The organism is Leucobacter sp. Ag1 (assembly GCF_000980875.1).
Taxonomy (GTDB): Bacteria; Actinomycetota; Actinomycetes; order Actinomycetales; family Microbacteriaceae; genus Leucobacter; species Leucobacter iarius.
The window spans coordinates 1-15,813 of record NZ_LAYO01000105.1; the positions used below are offsets into that span (position 1 = coordinate 1).

Consider the following 15,813-nt stretch of genomic DNA (forward strand, 5'->3'; position numbering starts at 1 on the left):
CAGCGCTCGCGCTCGCGATCCTGCTCGCCGCCCGCGCTGCGCAGCTCGATGCCGAGCGCCATCGCGCCCGCCGCGAGCAGCGCCCGTGCGTCGGGCGAGAGGGGATCGTCGCCGGCGACGACGAGCACGGTGCCCGCGGTATCGAGGGGGATCCGTTCGGCGTGCGCGCCCGGATCCGAACCGCCCGCGAGTCCGCTGCTGCCGGCCAGCAGGCTGCCGTCGGCGCGCAGCGCCGCGATCCTGCGCCCGGTCGCCTGCGCGAGCGTCGCGATCGTGGCCGCCGGATTCTGGCCGCCGACGAAGAGCTCCCGGTGCGCCTGGAGCGCGCGGTGCGCGGCGCTGAGCTCGTCGGCCTCGAGCAGCGCGGCGACCGCCTTGCTGACCGCGATGAAGGGGGTCGGCGGCGGGACCTCGATCAGAGCGACCCGGTAAGCGCTGGCCGCGGCGACGAGCGGGCGGGGGATCCGTGCGTGCGCGATGCCGACCCCGAAGCCGATCGCGGCCACCCGCGCCCGGCCCAGGCTCGCGACGAAGTCGTGCCACCGAGGATCGTCCTCCTCGAGCGCGAGCCCCGTCGTGAGCACGAGCTCGCCGCCGTCGAGGTAGGCGCCCAGATCGAGCAGCTCGGTGGTCGAGACCCAGCTCAGGTCGGGATCCCCGACGCCGGCCTGCACGAGGCGGAGCCCGAGCCCGGGGGTGGAGAGCAGGTGCGAGAGGCGTGCCATGACGACATCTTTGCACAGCAGGGCGGCGGGCCGCGGTGCAGAGTGGCATCTGCGGGCTTCCTGCTCGCGCCTAGACTGAGGGCGAGCGGGCAGCGGAACGCGGCCCGACCCGAGCACCGGCGCAAGAGGGAGACGGCATGACCGAGGCGAACGACACGACGACGCGAGGCCCGCTGTCCGGCATCCGGGTGGCCGACTTCTCGCGAGTGCTCGCCGGCCCGCACGCCACCATGATCCTGGCCGACTTCGGCGCCGACGTGATCAAGATCGAGAGCCCCGAGGGCGACGGCACCCGGCAGTGGTCGCCGCCCGTCAACGCCGTCGGGCAGAGCACCTACTTCGCCGGAGTCAACCGCGGCAAGCGCTCGGTCGTGTGCGACCTGCGCTCCGAGGAGGGGCAGGCGCTCGCCCGCTCGCTGGCGTCAACGGCCGACGTCGTCATCGAGAACTTCAAGCCCGGCACCATGGACAAGTTCGGCCTCGGCTACGACGCCGTCGCCGCCGACAACCCGGGCGTCGTGTACTGCTCTATCTCGGGCTTCGGCGACGCCGCAGGTCGCGACCTGCCCGGCTACGACCTGCTCGTGCAGGCCGTCGGCGGCCTCATGAGCATCACCGGGCAGAGCGACGCCGACGGCGGCGAGCCCACCAAGGTCGGCGTCGCGCTCGTCGACATCCTCACCGGTCTCAACTCCGTGATCGGGATCCAGGCGGCGCTGCGAGCCCGCGACACCGCCGAGTCGCCGACCGCGGGGCGCGGCCAGCACGTGAAGGTGACGCTGCTCGGCTCGCTGCTCTCGGCGCTCGCCAACCAGGCGTCGTCCACGCTCGAGACCGGACGGGCTCCCGGCCGCATGGGCAACGCGCACCCGTCGATCGCGCCTTACGAGACCTTCGCCGCTGCCGACCAGGAGGTCGCGCTCGCGGTCGGCACCGACGGCCAGTTCTCCCGCCTGTGCGAGGTGCTCGGAGCCCCCGAACTCGCGAGCGACCCGCGCTTCGTCGACAACCCGTCGCGCGTGGCGCACCGCCTCGAGCTCAAGGCGCTGCTCGAAGGGCTGCTCGCCGCTCGCCCCGCAGGGGAGTGGATCGACGCCTTCACCGCCGCGAACATCCCGGCCGGCCGCGTGAACACCATCGCCCAGGCGCTCGACCTCGCCGAGACCCTCGGGCTGGAGCCCGTCGCCGAGACCCGCGCGACCGACGCCGACGGGCAGGAGCGCGTGCTGCGCTCGGTCGCGACGCCCATCTCGTTCTCGGCCACCCCGTCCCGCTACTCGGCCCCGCCGCCCGGACTCGGCGAGCACGCCGGCGCCGAGTGGCTGCCGCGCTGATCCACCGTCTTCGATCCGTCAGTCCCGTTCCGAAAGGACCCGCAATGACCACCACCATCGACCAGCTGTTCAACGTCTCCGACTTCGTCACCGAAGAGGAGCGGGAGTGGCAGCTCAAGGCCCGCGACTTCGCGCAGACCAAGATCAAGCCGATCATCGACCAGGCGTTCGAGGACCGCCGCCTGCCCGTCGAACTGCTGCCCGAGGTCGGCGAGTTCGGCGCCTTCGGCATGTACATGAACGGCTACGGCCTGAAGGGCGCCTCCTCGGTCGCCTACGGGCTCGTCGCGATGGAGTTCGAAGCCGTCGACTCCGGCTTCCGCACCGCGCTCTCCGTGCAGGGCTCGCTCGCCATGGGCGCGATCTACAAGTTCGGCTCGGAGGAGCAGAAGCAGGAGTGGCTGCCCAAGATGGGTCGCGGCGAGGCCATCGGCTTCTTCGGACTCACCGAACCCCAGGGCGGATCCGACCCCAACACCATGCTCACCCACGCGCGCCGCGAGGGCGACCAGTGGGTGCTCAACGGCAAGAAGCGGTGGATCGGCCTCGCCACCATCGCGCAGGTCGGCGTGATCTGGGCGAAGGACGAAGAGGGGATCGTGCGCGGCTTCGTCGTGCCGACCGACACCCCCGGCTTCACCGCGACCGCGATCGAGAACAAGCTGTCGATGCGCGCCTCGCTGCAGACCGAGATCGTGCTCGAGGACGTGCGCCTGCCGCTCGACGCGATCCTGCCCGGTTCGAAGGGCCTGTCGTCGCCCTTCAAGTGCCTCAACGAGGCGCGCTACGGCATCGCCTGGGGCGTCATGGGGGCGGCGCGTGCCTGCCTCGAGGTCGCCGTGGAGCGCTCGCAGACCCGCGAGGTGTTCGGGGCCCCCATCGGTTCGAAGCAGATCATCCAGGCGAAGCTCGCCGACATGTTCGTCGAGTACGAGAAGGGCCTGCTGCTCGCCCTGCACCTCGGCCGACTGAAGGACGCCGGAAACCTGTCGTACGGGCAGATCTCCGTCGGCAAGCTCAATAACGTGCGCGAGGCCATCAAGATCGCCGGCACCTGCCGCTCGATCCTCGGCGGCGACGGCATCACCTCCGACTTCCCCGTGATGCGCCACATGGCGAACCTCGAGTCGGTGCGCACCTACGAGGGCACCGACGAGGTGCACCAGCTGGTGATCGGCCGCGAGCTGACGGGCATCGCCGCGTTCTAGGGAGTTAGGCCTGGACCTGGGGGCCCGCCCCCCGGTTCGGTATCGAGAGGGCTCGATTCCACCTGTTTCTTTCGAGAAGAGGTGGAATCGAGCCCTCTCGATTGTTGTGTAGTGGGCAAGAGCGGGGAGCCCGGGCTTGTGCGGCAGATGGAAGCTGGCCGGATACGTTCTACACAGCGGGATTCGGCACTCCGCGCCTGTTGAGAACGCTTCCGGGCCCGACGCCGCCATGGAAGCTTGAGCGATGGAACATCTCTCTGCTCGCCAGGCTGCCGCACCGCTCGCTGGAACACCCTGCTCGACTGCGGAAGCGCTGCGCGCCGGAGTGAGCCGTCGAGCCCTCGAAAATGCTCGATTCGAAGCGGTGCATAGAGGGATGCGGTGGTCGGCGGGCGGCATCGTGCGGGCCGGGCTGGCGGCGACGCCGCAGGGCGAGGGGGCATTCGAAGACGAAGCCTGGATGAAGCGCGTGATAGCTTGCGTCCCGCTCCTGCGACCGGGTGAAGCCATCAGTCATTCCACTGCGTTGCGGCTCCACGGATGCCCGATCACAGACGACGGTCTCGTGCATCTCACGATTCCGGCACCGAACCGGGGCCGGCGGCTCTCCACAGTGCGAGGGCACACCTGGCCGACGGAGTTCACCCGTATCCCGCTCGACGCGCTCGAAACAATGCCTTGGCTCCCTCCCGGCGGTCGTCTCCCTGCGATCCCGACAGTGGAGCCCGCGCAAGCGTTGCTGCAATCGGCTGGACTGCTCCCGTTGGTGGAGCTGGTGGTCGCGGCTGACGCGATCGTCGGGCAACGCCGGTCCTCGAACGGAACGGTATGGTCGCTGTCCACATGGGACGAGCTGTCTTCTGCGGCGGCGGACTACACCGGACGGGGTGCGCGGCGTCTCCGCCGGGCGCTCGACTTCTCTCGGGTCGGTGCGGAGTCCCGCATGGAGACTCTGCTCCGGCTGCTGCTCGAAGCGTACGGACTGGCCGGGTGCTTCGAACTCCAGCATGAGGTTCGCGACGGCACGGGCTTCATCGGCCGCTTCGACCTGGTCTGCGTCGAGTGGCGGGTCATCCTCGAATACGACGGAGAACAGCACCGCAGGAGCCGCACGCAGTACCTGCGTGACATCCGACGGCTCGATCGGGCACGGGATGCCGGCTGGACGGTGATCCGCGCGCATTCCATCGACCTGTTCGAGGCCGGTGCCCGCGGGCGACTGATCGCTCGGCTCGCGCAGAAGCTCGGCCGGGTTCAGGCCCCTGCCCTCGTGGAAGCTGCGTTCCTGCCGAGCTGATTCCAAGAAAATCGGATCGCAATATCGGTAAAAGTTCATATTCGGCTATAATTTTTGCCATCAAGGAGGTGTGCATGCTGGTCCGGATCGATGCCGCGAGCGAGCGTCCCATCTATGCGCAGATCGCCGACTCCATTCGAGGATCGATCGCCGCACAGCGCGTCCTCGCCGGGCAGCTGCTTCCACCGGCCCGCGAGATCGCCGAGGGCCTCGGCATCAACGCGCACACGGTGCTCCACGCCTATCAGGCGCTCCGCGACGAAGGTCTCGTCGACCTCCGCAGGGGACGTGGCGCGGTAGTCACGGAGGCCGCACCCAAGCTGGTCGCCCTGCACGTCGACGTCGCGGTTCTGGTGGCGCGCGCCCGTGCCCTCGGGGTCGCCCCGAGTACTCTCGCCGCGATGATCACCGACCCCGCGCATCTCAGTGGCGAAGTCGTATCCGAAACAGATAGGAGCCTTCGATGACCCCTCAGCCGACCGGCGTCCCGGGCTCGTCCAGCTCATCGGGCGCGAAGATCGATGCAGCCTCCTCCGATGTCGCGCGTGCGCGCCGGGCCGCGCTGTGGGTCGGCGTCTGGGCGCCGCTCATCGTGGTGGCGCTGGGCGTGCTCCTGCAGATGCTCTGGATTCCGCGCCTGCCCGACCCGATCGCCACGCACTGGAGCGGCAGCGGCGGGCCCGACGGATTCTCCAGCCCATGGGGCAACATCCTGTTCTTCGCCATCACCGGGATCGGCATGACGCTCATCTTCGCGGTGATCCTGCTGATCCCCCGAGGGCGGCGCCTGGGATTCCCGGCCTGGTCGAGCGCTTCCCGTTTTCTCGCGGCTTTCGGTGCGGCGACGATCGTGTTCATCTCGGTGCTCATCGTCGGGCTCGTGCAGATCCAGCTCGATGTCGCCGATGCTCGAACCGTCGGGACCGTCGCTGGGCCGATGGTGGCGGCGGTGCTCGCCGCCGTCACTGCCGGAGCCCTGGGGTGGTTCGTGCAACCCAAGGTCACGGTCGCGGCGCCGGCTTCCGACGACAGCGAGCCGCTCCCGCTAACCGAGCACGAGCGAGCCGTCTGGATCGGTCGCTCCCTGCCGAACGCCGGCTACCGATGGTTCGCGGGGATCATGGTCGTGCTCATGCTGACCCTCTGCCTGGGGAGCCTGGTCGGGCAATTCCCGGGATGGTGGGTTCTCGCGCTGGTGGGCGCCCTGGTGAGCGCTCTGATCATCATCACCATCGGTTTCCGCGTGCGCATCGACGCGGCGGGCCTCGAAGCGCGATCGGTGCTCGGGTGGCCGGTCGTGCGCGTGCGCGCGGCCGACATCGACCGCGTGGCGGCGTCCGAGATCAATCCCCTCGCCGAATTCGGGGGATGGGGATTCCGATGGATGCCCGGACGGTTCGGCGTCGTCCTGCGCACGGGCCCCGGGATCGTCGTCACGCGACGCAGCGGGAGCATCTTCGGCATCACCGTCGACGACGCGGAGACCGGCGCAGCCGTGCTCGCCGCGGCCGCTCGGAGCGCCCGCACCGGATCGGAGGGCACGCGATGAGCGGCGCCGAACTGCCGGTGTTCCCGGAGCACCCGACCGGGGGTGGGTCCGGGGAAGCCGCTGCGCCCGCAACGCCCAGTCTGCCGGTCGAAGTTCGGCGGGGCGCGTCCGCGGTTCCCTGGGGATCGATCGCCGTGTTCATCGCGGTGTCGTTCGGCTTGGCCTGGCTCGTCTGCCTCCCGCTCTGGAACATGGATCCGACGGCTCCCGCGTTCCCGGTGCTGTTCAGCCTGCTGGCCTCCGTGACCATGCTCACGCCGGGCATCGCCGTGCTGGCGGTGCGGCTTCTGGGAGCACCCGGGCGGCGTCGCGAGAGGCGTCTCGGTGCTGCACCCGAGGAACGGGGCGGGTTCCTGCGGTTCCTCGGCATGTGGCCGCTCCGGCCGGCCAAACGGGTCGTGTGGTTCACGGTCGCCGCGCTATTCCTGCCGATCCTGCTGACCTTCGTCACTGTCGGAGTCGCTGCGGCGTTCGGCTGGTTGCGTCTCGATCTCGTCGGGTTCTCCGCCTACGCGGACACCATTCGGGCTTCCCTCCCGGCGCAGAGCCCGATCGAAGCGCTTCCACCCATCGCGGTGCTCGTGGCGCTCCAGCTGCTCTCCATGCCATTCGGCGCGTTGTTCAACGCGCTCCTCGCATTCGGCGAAGAGGTGGGTTGGCGCGGGTGGTTGCTGCCCGCGCTGCGACCGCTCGGTACCTGGCCGGCGCTCCTCGGGTCCGGCGCGATCTGGGGACTCTGGCATTCGCCGCTGATCCTGCTCGGGTACAACTTCGGTCGCACCGACTGGACCGGGGTCGCGTTCATGGTGCTCGGCTGCGTGGCCTGGGGCGTATTCTTCGGCTGGCTTCGCCTGCGTAGCGGATCGGTCTGGCCCGCCGTCGTCGGACACGGCGCACTGAACGCCGCGGCCGGCACCTTCATGCTGCTCGCGGCGTCCGGCGCGCCGCTCGATCCGGCACTCGTCAGTCCGCTCGGGGCCGCAGGCTGGATCGTGCTCGGTGCGGTCGCCCTCGGGCTCGGACTGTCCGGTCAGCTCCGAGCGCAGCCGGAGCTCGCGCCTCGACGCGCTTCCGGAGCCCCGAGCCCGCGAGATCTGTCGAAGCCGTCAGCTCCGCCGACCCCGGTATCGGCACCGAACGGTACGCCGGGCCGGGCAGGCGCCGAACCGCAACAGACCAGAGCCGGCACCGAACGGGAACAGCCCCGAGCCGACACCGAACGGGAGCAGACCTAGGCGAGCACCGAACGATCGAACGCGTCGACGCTGATGCCCTGCTCGAGCACGGCGCGCGACCACTCGCGGGCCGAGTGCAGGCTGTGGTCGCGGTAGTTGCCGCAGCTCACCGCTTCCGTGCCCGGCACGTCGTCCCAGGTCACCCGCTCAGCGATATCGGAGAGCGACGCCTTGATCGCAGACGCGACGTCCGCGTTGCTCGGCTCGCCCCACACGATCAGATGGAAACCGGTGCGGCAGCCGAACGGAGAAATGTCGATCACGCCATCCAGACGCGTGCGCAGCAGGCCCGCGATCGTGTGCTCGATCGTGTGCAGCCCGGCGGTCGGAATCTCGCCCTCGTTCGGCTGCACCAGCCGGATATCGAAGTTCGAGATCGCATCGCCCTTCGGCCCGCGCTCCACCCCGATGAGGCGCACATACGGCGCACGCACCTTCGTGTGATCGAGCGCGAAGCTCTCGACCTCGGCCAGCTCGACTTCGCCCACGGCTCCTCCTCGGATCTCGAACACCGCACCGGAGCAAGAAGCAAATGCCAGAAGCAGAACGGCGGTGCGGCGCAGCAGGGTTCTTCCGAACCCACGCTACGCCGCACCGCCGTGAAACGAGCCCGCGTGACCGCGGATGACAGTGCGAGCGCGAACGCGCCCGCACTGTCGCGGCGGTCAGGCCGCCATCAGAGCGACCCGAGCCGAATCGGCCGAGCGCTCGACGCGAACATCCCAGCCGTCGGCCGAGAGCCGCTGCAGGTCGTTCCCCGCCGCATCGAGATTCTTCGTCTCGACGAGGTAGAGCGTGCGACCGGACCCCCGGTACACCGAACGGTGCTCGGCCCAGGCCGGGATCCGCGGAGCGGAATCGGAACCGAGGGCGTGGTACGGGGTGCGCGGAGCCTGCGCGACGGGAGCGACCGGTGCAAAGTGGCGCGTCGCGACGTCGCTGGCGTGCAGAGTGTGCTGCATGGTGCTGTCCTTTCTGTGTGTGCGGCAGCCGCTCGCGGTTCGCGGCGCGGCGCCGAGCGATCCTCGCCGAACGGCGGGAACGCGGTATGTGATCGAACGCGAATGCGGTCGACCGGTGGGATCGGAACGTTCGAACGAACGCTTCCGGAGCGGATCCGTGGATCCCGGTGGAATGGAGCGCTGCGGCCGGGAGCGAGCCGGTGTCGACGCCGGCCAATGAATGGCTTCTGGCGGACACGGCATGCGGCTGCGCAAGCTCAATCCATAAGCATAACCGAAAAGTTTGAGAATTGCTAGACTCGGCCCGTGCGCGGCGTCGAGCCGTGCTGAAGAATCGCACGATGACGCGGAAAGGGCGGCATGCAGCACGGAGAATCCACGGCGGAAACGCCGCAGCGAACGGCCGCCCCCGGATCCACTCTGCTGGTCTTCGCGCACCGCGACGAAGCATCCGCGTTCAGCGACGTCCCGCACCTCGTCACCGGGGTCGGCAAGGTGAACGCAGCGGTGTCGCTCGCCGGGGAGCTGGCGAGCCGTGCCGGAGCCGTGTCGCGCGTCATCGTGCTCGGCACCGCCGGCGTCGTCGACGACGGCCCCGACCTCGACACGGTGTACCAGATCGGTGCCGTGAAGCAGCACGACTTCTCGCTGCCCTCGCCCACGATCGAGCCGCGCGGTCCGGTCCTCGCGCCGAAGCTGACCGTCGCGACCGGCGACGTCTTCGTCCAGGACGACGCGCAGCGCGCCCGCATCGCCGAGCTCGGCGCCGAGCTCGTCGACATGGAGAGCTACGCGATCGCGGCCCTCTGCGCGCGTTTCGATCTGGAACTCGTGATCCTGAAGGTGCCGTCGGACTTCGCCGACAGCTCCACCACCGACGAGGAATGGGACACCATCGTGTTCCGCAAGAGCGAGCAGCTGCGCACGTTCGCCGAGGCGGAGCTCCCCGAACTCTTCGCCTGACCGCCAGAAATCCGTACCGCTCCGCAGGAGGGGCAGAGAGGGGGCCGCCGTGAGGATCCGCGCGCTGCTGCTCGTCTTCGTCGGCGGTGCGGTCGGCACGGCGGCACGGGCGGCACTCGACGCCGCGATCCCGAAGCCGGGCGGATTCCCCCTCGCGATCCTCGTCATCAACGTGCTCGGAGCGCTCCTGCTCGGGATTCTGCTGGAAGCGCTGCTGCGTCCCGTACCCGAGCCCGTGGCGGTCACCGACCTGAGGCTGCTGCTCGGCACCGGAGTGATGGGCGGCTTCACGACCTACAGCACGCTCGCGCTCGGCACGGTCGAGCTCGCTCACGGCGGGCTGCCCTGGGTTGGGATCGGGTATTTGGCGCTCTCGGTCCTGCTCGGCATCGCCACCGCGACGCTGGGGATCCTCCTCGGCGGCCGGTTGCGTCGCCGGAAGGAACCGGCATGACCCCGCTCCTGCTGCTGGGCATCGCGCTCGCCGGCGGCGTCGGCGCCGTCGCCCGGTTTTCGTTCGACGCGGCGATGCAGCCGCTGCTGCGGCGACTGGAGCGCCCCGGGTCCCACGGCTTCCCCTGGGCGACGCTGCTCATCAACGTGTCGGGCTCCCTCGTGCTCGGCATGCTCGCCGCGCTCGCGGGCCTCGCCGGGGGAACGCAAGTGCTGCCGCACGAGTGGTTCGCGGTGCTCGGCACCGGGTTCCTCGGCGGATACACGACGTTCTCGACCGCGAGCGTCGACGCGGCCCGCCTGATCGCGGCGCGTCGCTGGAACGCAGCCCTCGGCTACGCGGGAGGCACCGCCGTGCTGTCGACCCTCGCGGCGGCGGCCGGGTTCTGGGGCCTGGCGCTGCTCGTCTGAGCGTCTGCTCGTCCGAACGTCCGCGCATCGAGGCATGTCTTGACATGCCTCGATGGCGCGTGGTGTACTTGCGAGCACATTACGAAAGTCACTTTCTTAATTCGGACGGCGAGGTCCCCATGGCACCCAATGCGAGCGATGCGCCCGGAGGCAGCGGGCTGCCGAGCGCGGTGAACGCACGCGTAGCCGCTGCGCTGCTCGAGAGCGGGCGCGCCAGCGTGACCCAGATCGCGGAGCGCACGGGACTGTCCCGTCCGACCGTCGATGCAGAGCTGACCCGGCTGCGGGAGCTCGGGCTCGCGCGCGTGGTCGACGACGCGGAGGCGGGCGAGCGCCGGGCGGGACGTCCCGCCCGATTCTTCGAGTTCTGCGCCGACGCCGGCCTCCTCGTCGGGGTCGACGTCGGCATCCACCGGCTGCGCGTCGTGCTCGCCGAGCTCGACGGCCGCGTCGTCGGATGGCACGAGACCGAGAGCGCGCTCGGCATCGACGGGAACGAGCGCATCGCCCTCGTCATCTCGACCGTCCGCACGGCGCTCCGCAGCTCGGGCATCGATCCGGAACGGCTGCTCCGCCACTCCTGTCTGGCGCTGGCGGTCTCGGGCGTCGTCGACCCGGGGGGCCGTATCCTGATCTCCCACAACTTCCCGGAGTGGGAGGGGATCGATCTCGCCGGACTGCTGAGCGCCGAGTTCGGCTGCGCCGCCGTGGTCGAGAACGACATTCGGCTCGCGGCTCTCGCCGAGTTCCGCCTGGGCGCGGCGAAGCACGTCGACGACGTGGCCTACGTCTTCGCGGGGCATCGCGTCTCGCTCGGCCTCATCATCGATGGCAAGATCCGGCGGGGCAAGCACTCCGTCGCGGGCGAGATCGGCCTCGGCGGCTTCGCGTTCTCCTCCCAGGTCGACAGCACGGGCAAGCTCCGGTGGAGCAGCGCGGAGTCGGGCGAGCAGGTGTTCCGTGCAGCGGCGGCCGGCGATCGGGCGGCCAGCGAGGAGATCGTGCGGTTCGCGCAGGGCCTCGCGGTCGGCGTCGCGATCGTCACGATGGCGGTGGATCCCGATCTGGTGATCGTCGGCGGCGGCCTCTCGCTCGCCGGTGAGGAACTGCTCGGGCCGCTGCGTCGAGCGGTCAACGCCGAGATCACACTGCCGGTCGAACCCGAGATCGTGCCGTCCCGGCTGGGGGCGGAGTCGGTGGCGCTCGGCGCGCTGTCGCTCGCCGCGCAGCGCGCGGCAGAGATCCGCCATCCGAGCGAGCCGCCCACGGATCCGGGATTCGACCTCGCGCAGGTGCGCGCGGCCATCGAGCGCGCGAGCGCCCAGCCGGAAGGAGCCGACGAATGAACCCGCAGCACGGGGAACCGACGGTGCTCCGTCTTGCGGTCGTGGGCGCGGGCGCCCGATCGGCGATCGCCCGGCACGCGGTCGAGTCCGGGGACGCGCGCATCGTCGCCGCGGTGGATCCGAGCGCGAATGCGCGGGCTCGCGCCTCGGCGTCCTTCGCCTGCGAGGCGACGTTCGAAACCCTCGACGAGCTGATCGCGGCCGCCGCATCGGGCCTCGACATCGACGCCGCGTTCGTCACCTCGCCCGACGACACCCATGCCGAGATCGCGGTCGCGCTGCTGAACGCGGGGATCGCCGTCTACCTCGAGAAGCCCCTCGCGATCGACGTCGACGACGCGGACGCGATCCTCGCGGCCTCGGCCGATTCGGGAACCCGCCTCTACGTCGGGCACAACATGCGGCACATGTCGGTGGTGCGCACGATGCGGGAGCTGATCCTCCGTGGGGAGATCGGTGAGGTCAAAGCGATCTGGTGCCGCCACTTCGTCGGCAACGGCGGCGACTACTACTTCAAGGACTGGCACGCGGACCGGTCCAAGGCGAACGGGCTGCTGCTGCAGAAGGGCGCCCACGACATCGACGTGATCCACTGGCTCGCGGGCGGCACCTCCGAACTGGTGACGGGCCTCGGCGGGCTCACGCTCTACGGCGGGATCGACGATCGCCGCGACAATTCGGATCGCACCATGCCGGAGTGGTTCTCGCTCGATTCCTGGCCCCCGCTGAGCCAGACCGAGCTGAACCCGGTCATCGACGTGGAGGACCTGTCGATGGTCGCGATGCGCCTCGACAACGGTGTGCTCGCGTCGTACCAGCAGTGCCACTACACGCCCGACTACTGGCGCAACTACACCGTGATCGGCACCGAGGGGCGGCTCGAGAACTTCGGCGACGGGGATGGAGCGATCGTGCGGGTCTGGAACACCCGCACGCTCTACTCCGAGCACGGCGACGCGGAGTACCCGGTGAGCGGGGACGCGGGCGGGCACGGCGATGCCGACCGGCTGACGGTCGCCGAGTTCGTCGCGTTCGTGCGCGACGGGATCGCCACGACGACCTCGGCGGTCGCAGCTCGCGACGCGGTCGCCACCGCGGTCGCCGCGACCGAGTCGATCCGGTCAGAAGGCGCGCCGCGCCGCGTGCGTCCGGTGGATCCGGGCGTCGCCGCGCGGCTCTGATCCGCCGGCCGCAGTCGACCCATTCAGACCCCTGTATTCAAAGGAGAATCCATGAAGAAGAAGACCCTCGCACTCGCCGGGGCGCTCGCGGTGACCGCGCTGGCCCTGTCGGGATGCTCCGGCGGCGGCGCCTCCGAGGCGGCCAGCGATCACAACCTGAAGGCCGAGATCTCGTATGCGTTCTGGGACGTCAACCAGAAGCCGGCGATGGAAGCGCTGATCAAGGACTTCAACAAGGAGTTCCCGAACATCACGGTGAAGACGCAGATCACCCCCTACGCGAACTACTTCACGAAGCTGCAGACGCAGGGCAGCTCGAATACGCTGCCCGACGTGTTCTGGCTGAACGGCCCGAACTTCCAGCTGTATGCCTCCAACGACATGCTCGAGCCGATGAGCAAGGATCTGAAGCCGGCGGACTACCCGAAGGCGCTCAACGATCTCTACTCCTGGCAGGGGACCCAGTACGGTGCACCGAAGGACTTCGACACGATCGCCGTGTACTACAACAAAGCGATCTTCGACGAGGCGGGCGTCGCCTACCCGACGGCGGACTGGACCTGGGACGAGTTCCATCAGAAGGCCAAGGCGATCTCCGACAAGCTCAAGTCCAAGGGCATCTACGGCGTCGCGAGCGGGCTCAACGGCGGGCAGGAGGTCTACTACAACACGATCCTGCAGGCCGGCGGCAGCATCATCTCGGAGGACGGCAAGAAGTCGGGCTACGACGATCCCAAGTCGATCGCCGGGCTGCAGTTCGTGCGCGACCTCGTCGCCGACGGTTCGTCGCCGACCCCGTCCCAGCTCTCGGACACCCCGCAGGACCAGTGGTTCATCAACGGCAAGTCGGCGATGATCTGGTCGGGCACCTGGTCGAACTCCGAATTCCTCGGTTCGCAGGTGAAGGACTCGATCGCGGTCGCGCCGCTGCCGAAGGGCGAGCGCAAGGCGACCGTGATCCACGGCCTCGCCAATGCGGTCGCGAAGGGATCGAAGAACAAGGCCGCGGCGCTCGCGTTCCAGAACTACCTCGGAAGCAAGCAGGCCGCCGAGACCCAGGCGAAGCTGGGCGCCGCGAACCCCGCCTTCAACGGCACGCAGCAGGCCTTCGTCGATTCGGCGCCCTGGGACCTGAACATCTTCGAGAACGCGGCGACGGAGTACGCCTTCCCGTACCCGATCTCGAAGAACACGGCGGCGTGGAACAAGCTCGAGAACGACCTGCTGCCCGCCGCGTTCAGCGGTGAGCAGCCGGTGCCCGACGTGGCGAAGAAGCTCGCGGCCGAGATGAACAAGGCGCTGGAGAAAGAGCAGAAGTGACGGGCTTCGCTTCTGCTCCGGGTGCGGTCGCCGCGCAGGCGACCGCACCCCGAACCGGGCGGCGCGGATCCTCGGATCCGCGCCCTCGGGCCCGCCTCAGGAGCTCCCTCTGGGCGCTCCTGTTCGTCGGCCCGCTGCTCTTCGGCGTGCTCGTCTTCTACATCTGGCCCATCTTCCGCAACGCCTACTTCAGCTTCACCACGTGGGGCGCGTTCGGCGGTGCGACCTGGACCGGGCTCGACAACTACGAGACGATGCTCGGCGATCCCGACTTCTGGCGCGCCATCGTCAACACGCTGATCTACGTCGGCATCCTGCTGCTCGGGATCCCGGTCGCGGTGCTCTTCGCCGCGCTCATCAACCGGCCCGGCCTGCGGTTCGCGGCGGTCTACCGCACCGCGTTCTTCCTGCCCTACGTGGCCATGCCGGCGGCCGTGGCCATGGTGTGGCGGATCATCTTCAACGGCGATTTCGGGATCCTCAACTACACGCTGTCGCTCGTCGGCATCACGGGGCCGAACTGGCTCAGCACCGAGTGGTTCGCGCTGCTGTCCGTCGGGCTCGTCGGCATGTGGATCTCGCTCGGCTTCAACCTGATCGTGCTCTCGGCGGGCATGCGGGGGATCCCGCCCGAGATGTACGAGGCATCGACCCTCGACGGAGCGAGCCGCACCCGGCAGTTCTTCTCCATCACGGTGCCGCTCCTCAGCCCGTCCATCTTCTTCGTCTCGGTCATGACCGTGATCACCGGGTTCCAGGTCTTCGACCTCCTCTACGCGCTCATGGGCACGCAGAACCCCGCGATCAACCAGACCCAGTCGCTCGTCTACCTCTTCTTCGCGCACCAGCAGGCCGGGGACAACGGGTACGCGGCGGCGGTCGGCGTGGCGATCCTGCTGCTCGTCGGCGTGTTCACGATGCTCCAGTTCCGGATGCAGAAGCGGTGGGTGACCTATGACTGACACGCAGACGACCGCGCTCGCCATCCGGCAGCGCGCAGCGGGCAAACGCCTCCGCCTCGGCAACGGCGTCACGCACGCGGTCCTGATCGTCGCGTCGCTGACGATGATCTTCCCGTTCCTCTGGCAGATCCTCATGTCGCTCGCGACCAACGCCCAGGTCACCTCGGTGCCGCCCACCTTCTGGCCGGGCGAGCTGCACTTCGAGAACTTCGCGCACGTCTTCGACCAGCTCCCGTTCCTCAACCAGCTCTGGGTCTCGGCAGCGGTCACGACGATCCGCACGGTGGGGCAGCTGCTGCTCTGCTCCATGGCGGGGTACGCGTTCGCACGCCTCGAGTTCCCGTTCAAGCGCACGATCTTCGCGATCGTGCTCGCGATCCTGATGGTGCCGCCGCAGGTCTACCTGCTGCCGCAGTACCAGATCGTCCAGGGCCTCGGCTGGCTCAACACGATCGCGGGCATCGCCGCCCCCGGTATCTTCAGCGCGTTCGGAACGTTCATGATGCGGCAGTTCTTCATGGGCCTGCCCGAGGAGCTCTCGGAGGCCGCGCGGCTCGACGGGGCGAATCACTTCCAGATCTTCTGGAAGATCATGCTGCCGCTCGCGAAGCCCGGTCTCTCGGCGCTCGCGATCATCACGGTGCTCGCCTCCTGGAACGACCTGCTCTGGCCGCTGATCGTCGCCACCGACGCCACGCAGATGCCGCTCGCGCCGGGGATCGCGACGCTCACCAGCCAGCGCTCCATCCCCGACTATCCGCTGCTCCTCGCCGCCAGCCTGCTGGCGATGGCACCGGTGCTCATCCTGTTCCTCTCCATGCAACGGCGCGTGATCGACGGCATCGCGTTCTCGGGGCTGAAGTAACC

Annotated in this window: 17 protein-coding genes; 14 read left to right on the forward strand and 3 right to left on the reverse strand. The window is 69.2% G+C overall.

The genetic code is table 11. The annotated features are described in order from the left end of the window. Positions 1–725: PucR family transcriptional regulator ligand-binding domain-containing protein (locus XM48_RS12295; RefSeq protein ID WP_197074205.1), on the reverse strand; the 725-nt coding region annotated here is incomplete at its 3' end. 137 nt (positions 726–862) lie between these two features. Here XM48_RS12295 and XM48_RS12300 point away from each other — a divergent pair. The 6 genes from XM48_RS12300 to XM48_RS12325 all read left to right on the forward strand — a co-directional run bounded on the left by XM48_RS12300 (position 863) and on the right by XM48_RS12325 (position 7,348). Next, the gene (locus tag XM48_RS12300) at positions 863–2,059 is read left to right on the forward strand and encodes a CaiB/BaiF CoA-transferase family protein (protein WP_046456131.1); all 1,197 of its coding nucleotides are present in this window, start codon (positions 863–865) and stop codon (positions 2,057–2,059) included. Positions 2,060–2,103: 44 nt separating this feature from the next. Further along, positions 2,104–3,267: an acyl-CoA dehydrogenase family protein gene (locus XM48_RS12305; RefSeq protein WP_046456132.1), complete on the forward strand. Its 1,164-nt coding sequence runs from the start codon at positions 2,104–2,106 to the stop codon at positions 3,265–3,267. Between the two features lie 244 nt (positions 3,268–3,511). After that, positions 3,512–4,564: an endonuclease domain-containing protein gene (locus XM48_RS17580; protein WP_084821164.1), complete on the forward strand. Its 1,053-nt coding sequence runs from the start codon at positions 3,512–3,514 to the stop codon at positions 4,562–4,564. 74 nt (positions 4,565–4,638) lie between these two features. Next, positions 4,639–5,031 (forward strand): GntR family transcriptional regulator, encoded by a 393-nt coding sequence (locus XM48_RS12315; RefSeq protein WP_046456133.1) that lies wholly within the window; start codon positions 4,639–4,641, stop codon positions 5,029–5,031. Then, a complete protein-coding gene (locus XM48_RS12320) occupies positions 5,028–6,113 on the forward strand; it encodes a DUF1648 domain-containing protein (protein ID WP_046456134.1) in 1,086 nt (361 codons plus the stop codon). The genes XM48_RS12315 and XM48_RS12320 overlap by 4 nt, the downstream gene beginning before the upstream one ends. Next, positions 6,110–7,348 (forward strand): CPBP family intramembrane glutamic endopeptidase, encoded by a 1,239-nt coding sequence (locus tag XM48_RS12325; RefSeq protein ID WP_084821165.1) that lies wholly within the window; start codon positions 6,110–6,112, stop codon positions 7,346–7,348. Before XM48_RS12320 ends, XM48_RS12325 begins: the two co-directional genes overlap by 4 nt. Here XM48_RS12325 and XM48_RS12330 read toward each other — a convergent pair. Together XM48_RS12330 and XM48_RS12335 are read right to left on the reverse strand one after the other, a co-directional pair. Next, positions 7,345–7,836: an S-ribosylhomocysteine lyase gene (locus XM48_RS12330; protein ID WP_197074206.1), complete on the reverse strand. Its 492-nt coding sequence runs from the start codon at positions 7,834–7,836 to the stop codon at positions 7,345–7,347. The two genes, XM48_RS12325 and XM48_RS12330, sit on opposite strands and share 4 nt — an antisense overlap. Positions 7,837–8,013: 177 nt before the next feature. Next, the gene (locus XM48_RS12335) at positions 8,014–8,310 is read right to left on the reverse strand and encodes a hypothetical protein (protein ID WP_046456135.1); all 297 of its coding nucleotides are present in this window, start codon (positions 8,308–8,310) and stop codon (positions 8,014–8,016) included. A 360-nt stretch (positions 8,311–8,670) separates the two neighbouring features. On the opposite strand from XM48_RS12335, the gene XM48_RS12340 reads away from it, so the two are divergent. The 8 genes from XM48_RS12340 (at position 8,671) to XM48_RS12375 (ending at position 15,811) form a co-directional block, all read left to right on the forward strand. Continuing rightward, on the forward strand, positions 8,671–9,273 hold the full coding sequence (locus XM48_RS12340) for a purine-nucleoside phosphorylase (RefSeq protein ID WP_046456136.1): 603 nt from the start codon (positions 8,671–8,673) through the stop codon (positions 9,271–9,273). Between the two features lie 49 nt (positions 9,274–9,322). After that, entirely contained in the window at positions 9,323–9,727 is a 405-nt protein-coding gene (locus tag XM48_RS12345) for a CrcB family protein (RefSeq protein WP_046456137.1), read from the forward strand. Further along, positions 9,724–10,137 carry a CrcB family protein gene (locus tag XM48_RS12350; protein WP_046456138.1) on the forward strand — a complete coding sequence of 138 codons (414 nt, stop codon included), beginning with the start codon at positions 9,724–9,726 and terminating at the stop codon, positions 10,135–10,137. The genes XM48_RS12345 and XM48_RS12350 overlap by 4 nt, the downstream gene beginning before the upstream one ends. A 119-nt stretch (positions 10,138–10,256) precedes the next feature. Further along, positions 10,257–11,483: an ROK family transcriptional regulator gene (locus XM48_RS12355; RefSeq protein ID WP_052961494.1), complete on the forward strand. Its 1,227-nt coding sequence runs from the start codon at positions 10,257–10,259 to the stop codon at positions 11,481–11,483. Beyond that, positions 11,480–12,664 (forward strand): Gfo/Idh/MocA family protein, encoded by a 1,185-nt coding sequence (locus XM48_RS12360; protein ID WP_046456139.1) that lies wholly within the window; start codon positions 11,480–11,482, stop codon positions 12,662–12,664. The genes XM48_RS12355 and XM48_RS12360 overlap by 4 nt, the downstream gene beginning before the upstream one ends. Positions 12,665–12,715: 51 nt before the next feature. Beyond that, positions 12,716–13,984, forward strand: coding sequence for a sugar ABC transporter substrate-binding protein (locus tag XM48_RS12365; RefSeq protein ID WP_046456140.1), 1,269 nt, complete (start codon positions 12,716–12,718; stop codon positions 13,982–13,984). After that, entirely contained in the window at positions 13,981–14,946 is a 966-nt protein-coding gene (locus XM48_RS12370) for a carbohydrate ABC transporter permease (RefSeq protein WP_046456141.1), read from the forward strand. The genes XM48_RS12365 and XM48_RS12370 overlap by 4 nt, the downstream gene beginning before the upstream one ends. Beyond that, positions 14,939–15,811, forward strand: coding sequence for a carbohydrate ABC transporter permease (locus XM48_RS12375; RefSeq protein ID WP_052961495.1), 873 nt, complete (start codon positions 14,939–14,941; stop codon positions 15,809–15,811). The genes XM48_RS12370 and XM48_RS12375 overlap by 8 nt, the downstream gene beginning before the upstream one ends. The last annotated feature ends 2 nt before the right edge of the window (positions 15,812–15,813 follow it).

Bases quoted from the DNA above. Each gene is read 5' to 3' on its own strand.
- XM48_RS12375 (WP_052961495.1), top strand. From the start codon at position 14,939: ATGACTGACACGCAGACGACCGCGCTCGCCATCCGGCAGCGCGCAGCG.
- XM48_RS12360 (WP_046456139.1), top strand. From the start codon at position 11,480: ATGAACCCGCAGCACGGGGAACCGACGGTGCTCCGTCTTGCGGTCGTG.
- XM48_RS12320 (WP_046456134.1), top strand. From the start codon at position 5,028: ATGACCCCTCAGCCGACCGGCGTCCCGGGCTCGTCCAGCTCATCGGGC.
- XM48_RS12355 (WP_052961494.1), top strand. From the start codon at position 10,257: ATGGCACCCAATGCGAGCGATGCGCCCGGAGGCAGCGGGCTGCCGAGC.
- XM48_RS12325 (WP_084821165.1), top strand. From the start codon at position 6,110: ATGAGCGGCGCCGAACTGCCGGTGTTCCCGGAGCACCCGACCGGGGGT.
- XM48_RS12300 (WP_046456131.1), top strand. From the start codon at position 863: ATGACCGAGGCGAACGACACGACGACGCGAGGCCCGCTGTCCGGCATC.
- XM48_RS12350 (WP_046456138.1), top strand. From the start codon at position 9,724: ATGACCCCGCTCCTGCTGCTGGGCATCGCGCTCGCCGGCGGCGTCGGC.
- XM48_RS12315 (WP_046456133.1), top strand. From the start codon at position 4,639: ATGCTGGTCCGGATCGATGCCGCGAGCGAGCGTCCCATCTATGCGCAG.
- XM48_RS12340 (WP_046456136.1), top strand. From the start codon at position 8,671: ATGCAGCACGGAGAATCCACGGCGGAAACGCCGCAGCGAACGGCCGCC.
- XM48_RS12365 (WP_046456140.1), top strand. From the start codon at position 12,716: ATGAAGAAGAAGACCCTCGCACTCGCCGGGGCGCTCGCGGTGACCGCG.
- XM48_RS17580 (WP_084821164.1), top strand. From the start codon at position 3,512: ATGGAACATCTCTCTGCTCGCCAGGCTGCCGCACCGCTCGCTGGAACA.
- XM48_RS12305 (WP_046456132.1), top strand. From the start codon at position 2,104: ATGACCACCACCATCGACCAGCTGTTCAACGTCTCCGACTTCGTCACC.
- XM48_RS12335 (WP_046456135.1), bottom strand. From the start codon at position 8,310: ATGCAGCACACTCTGCACGCCAGCGACGTCGCGACGCGCCACTTTGCA.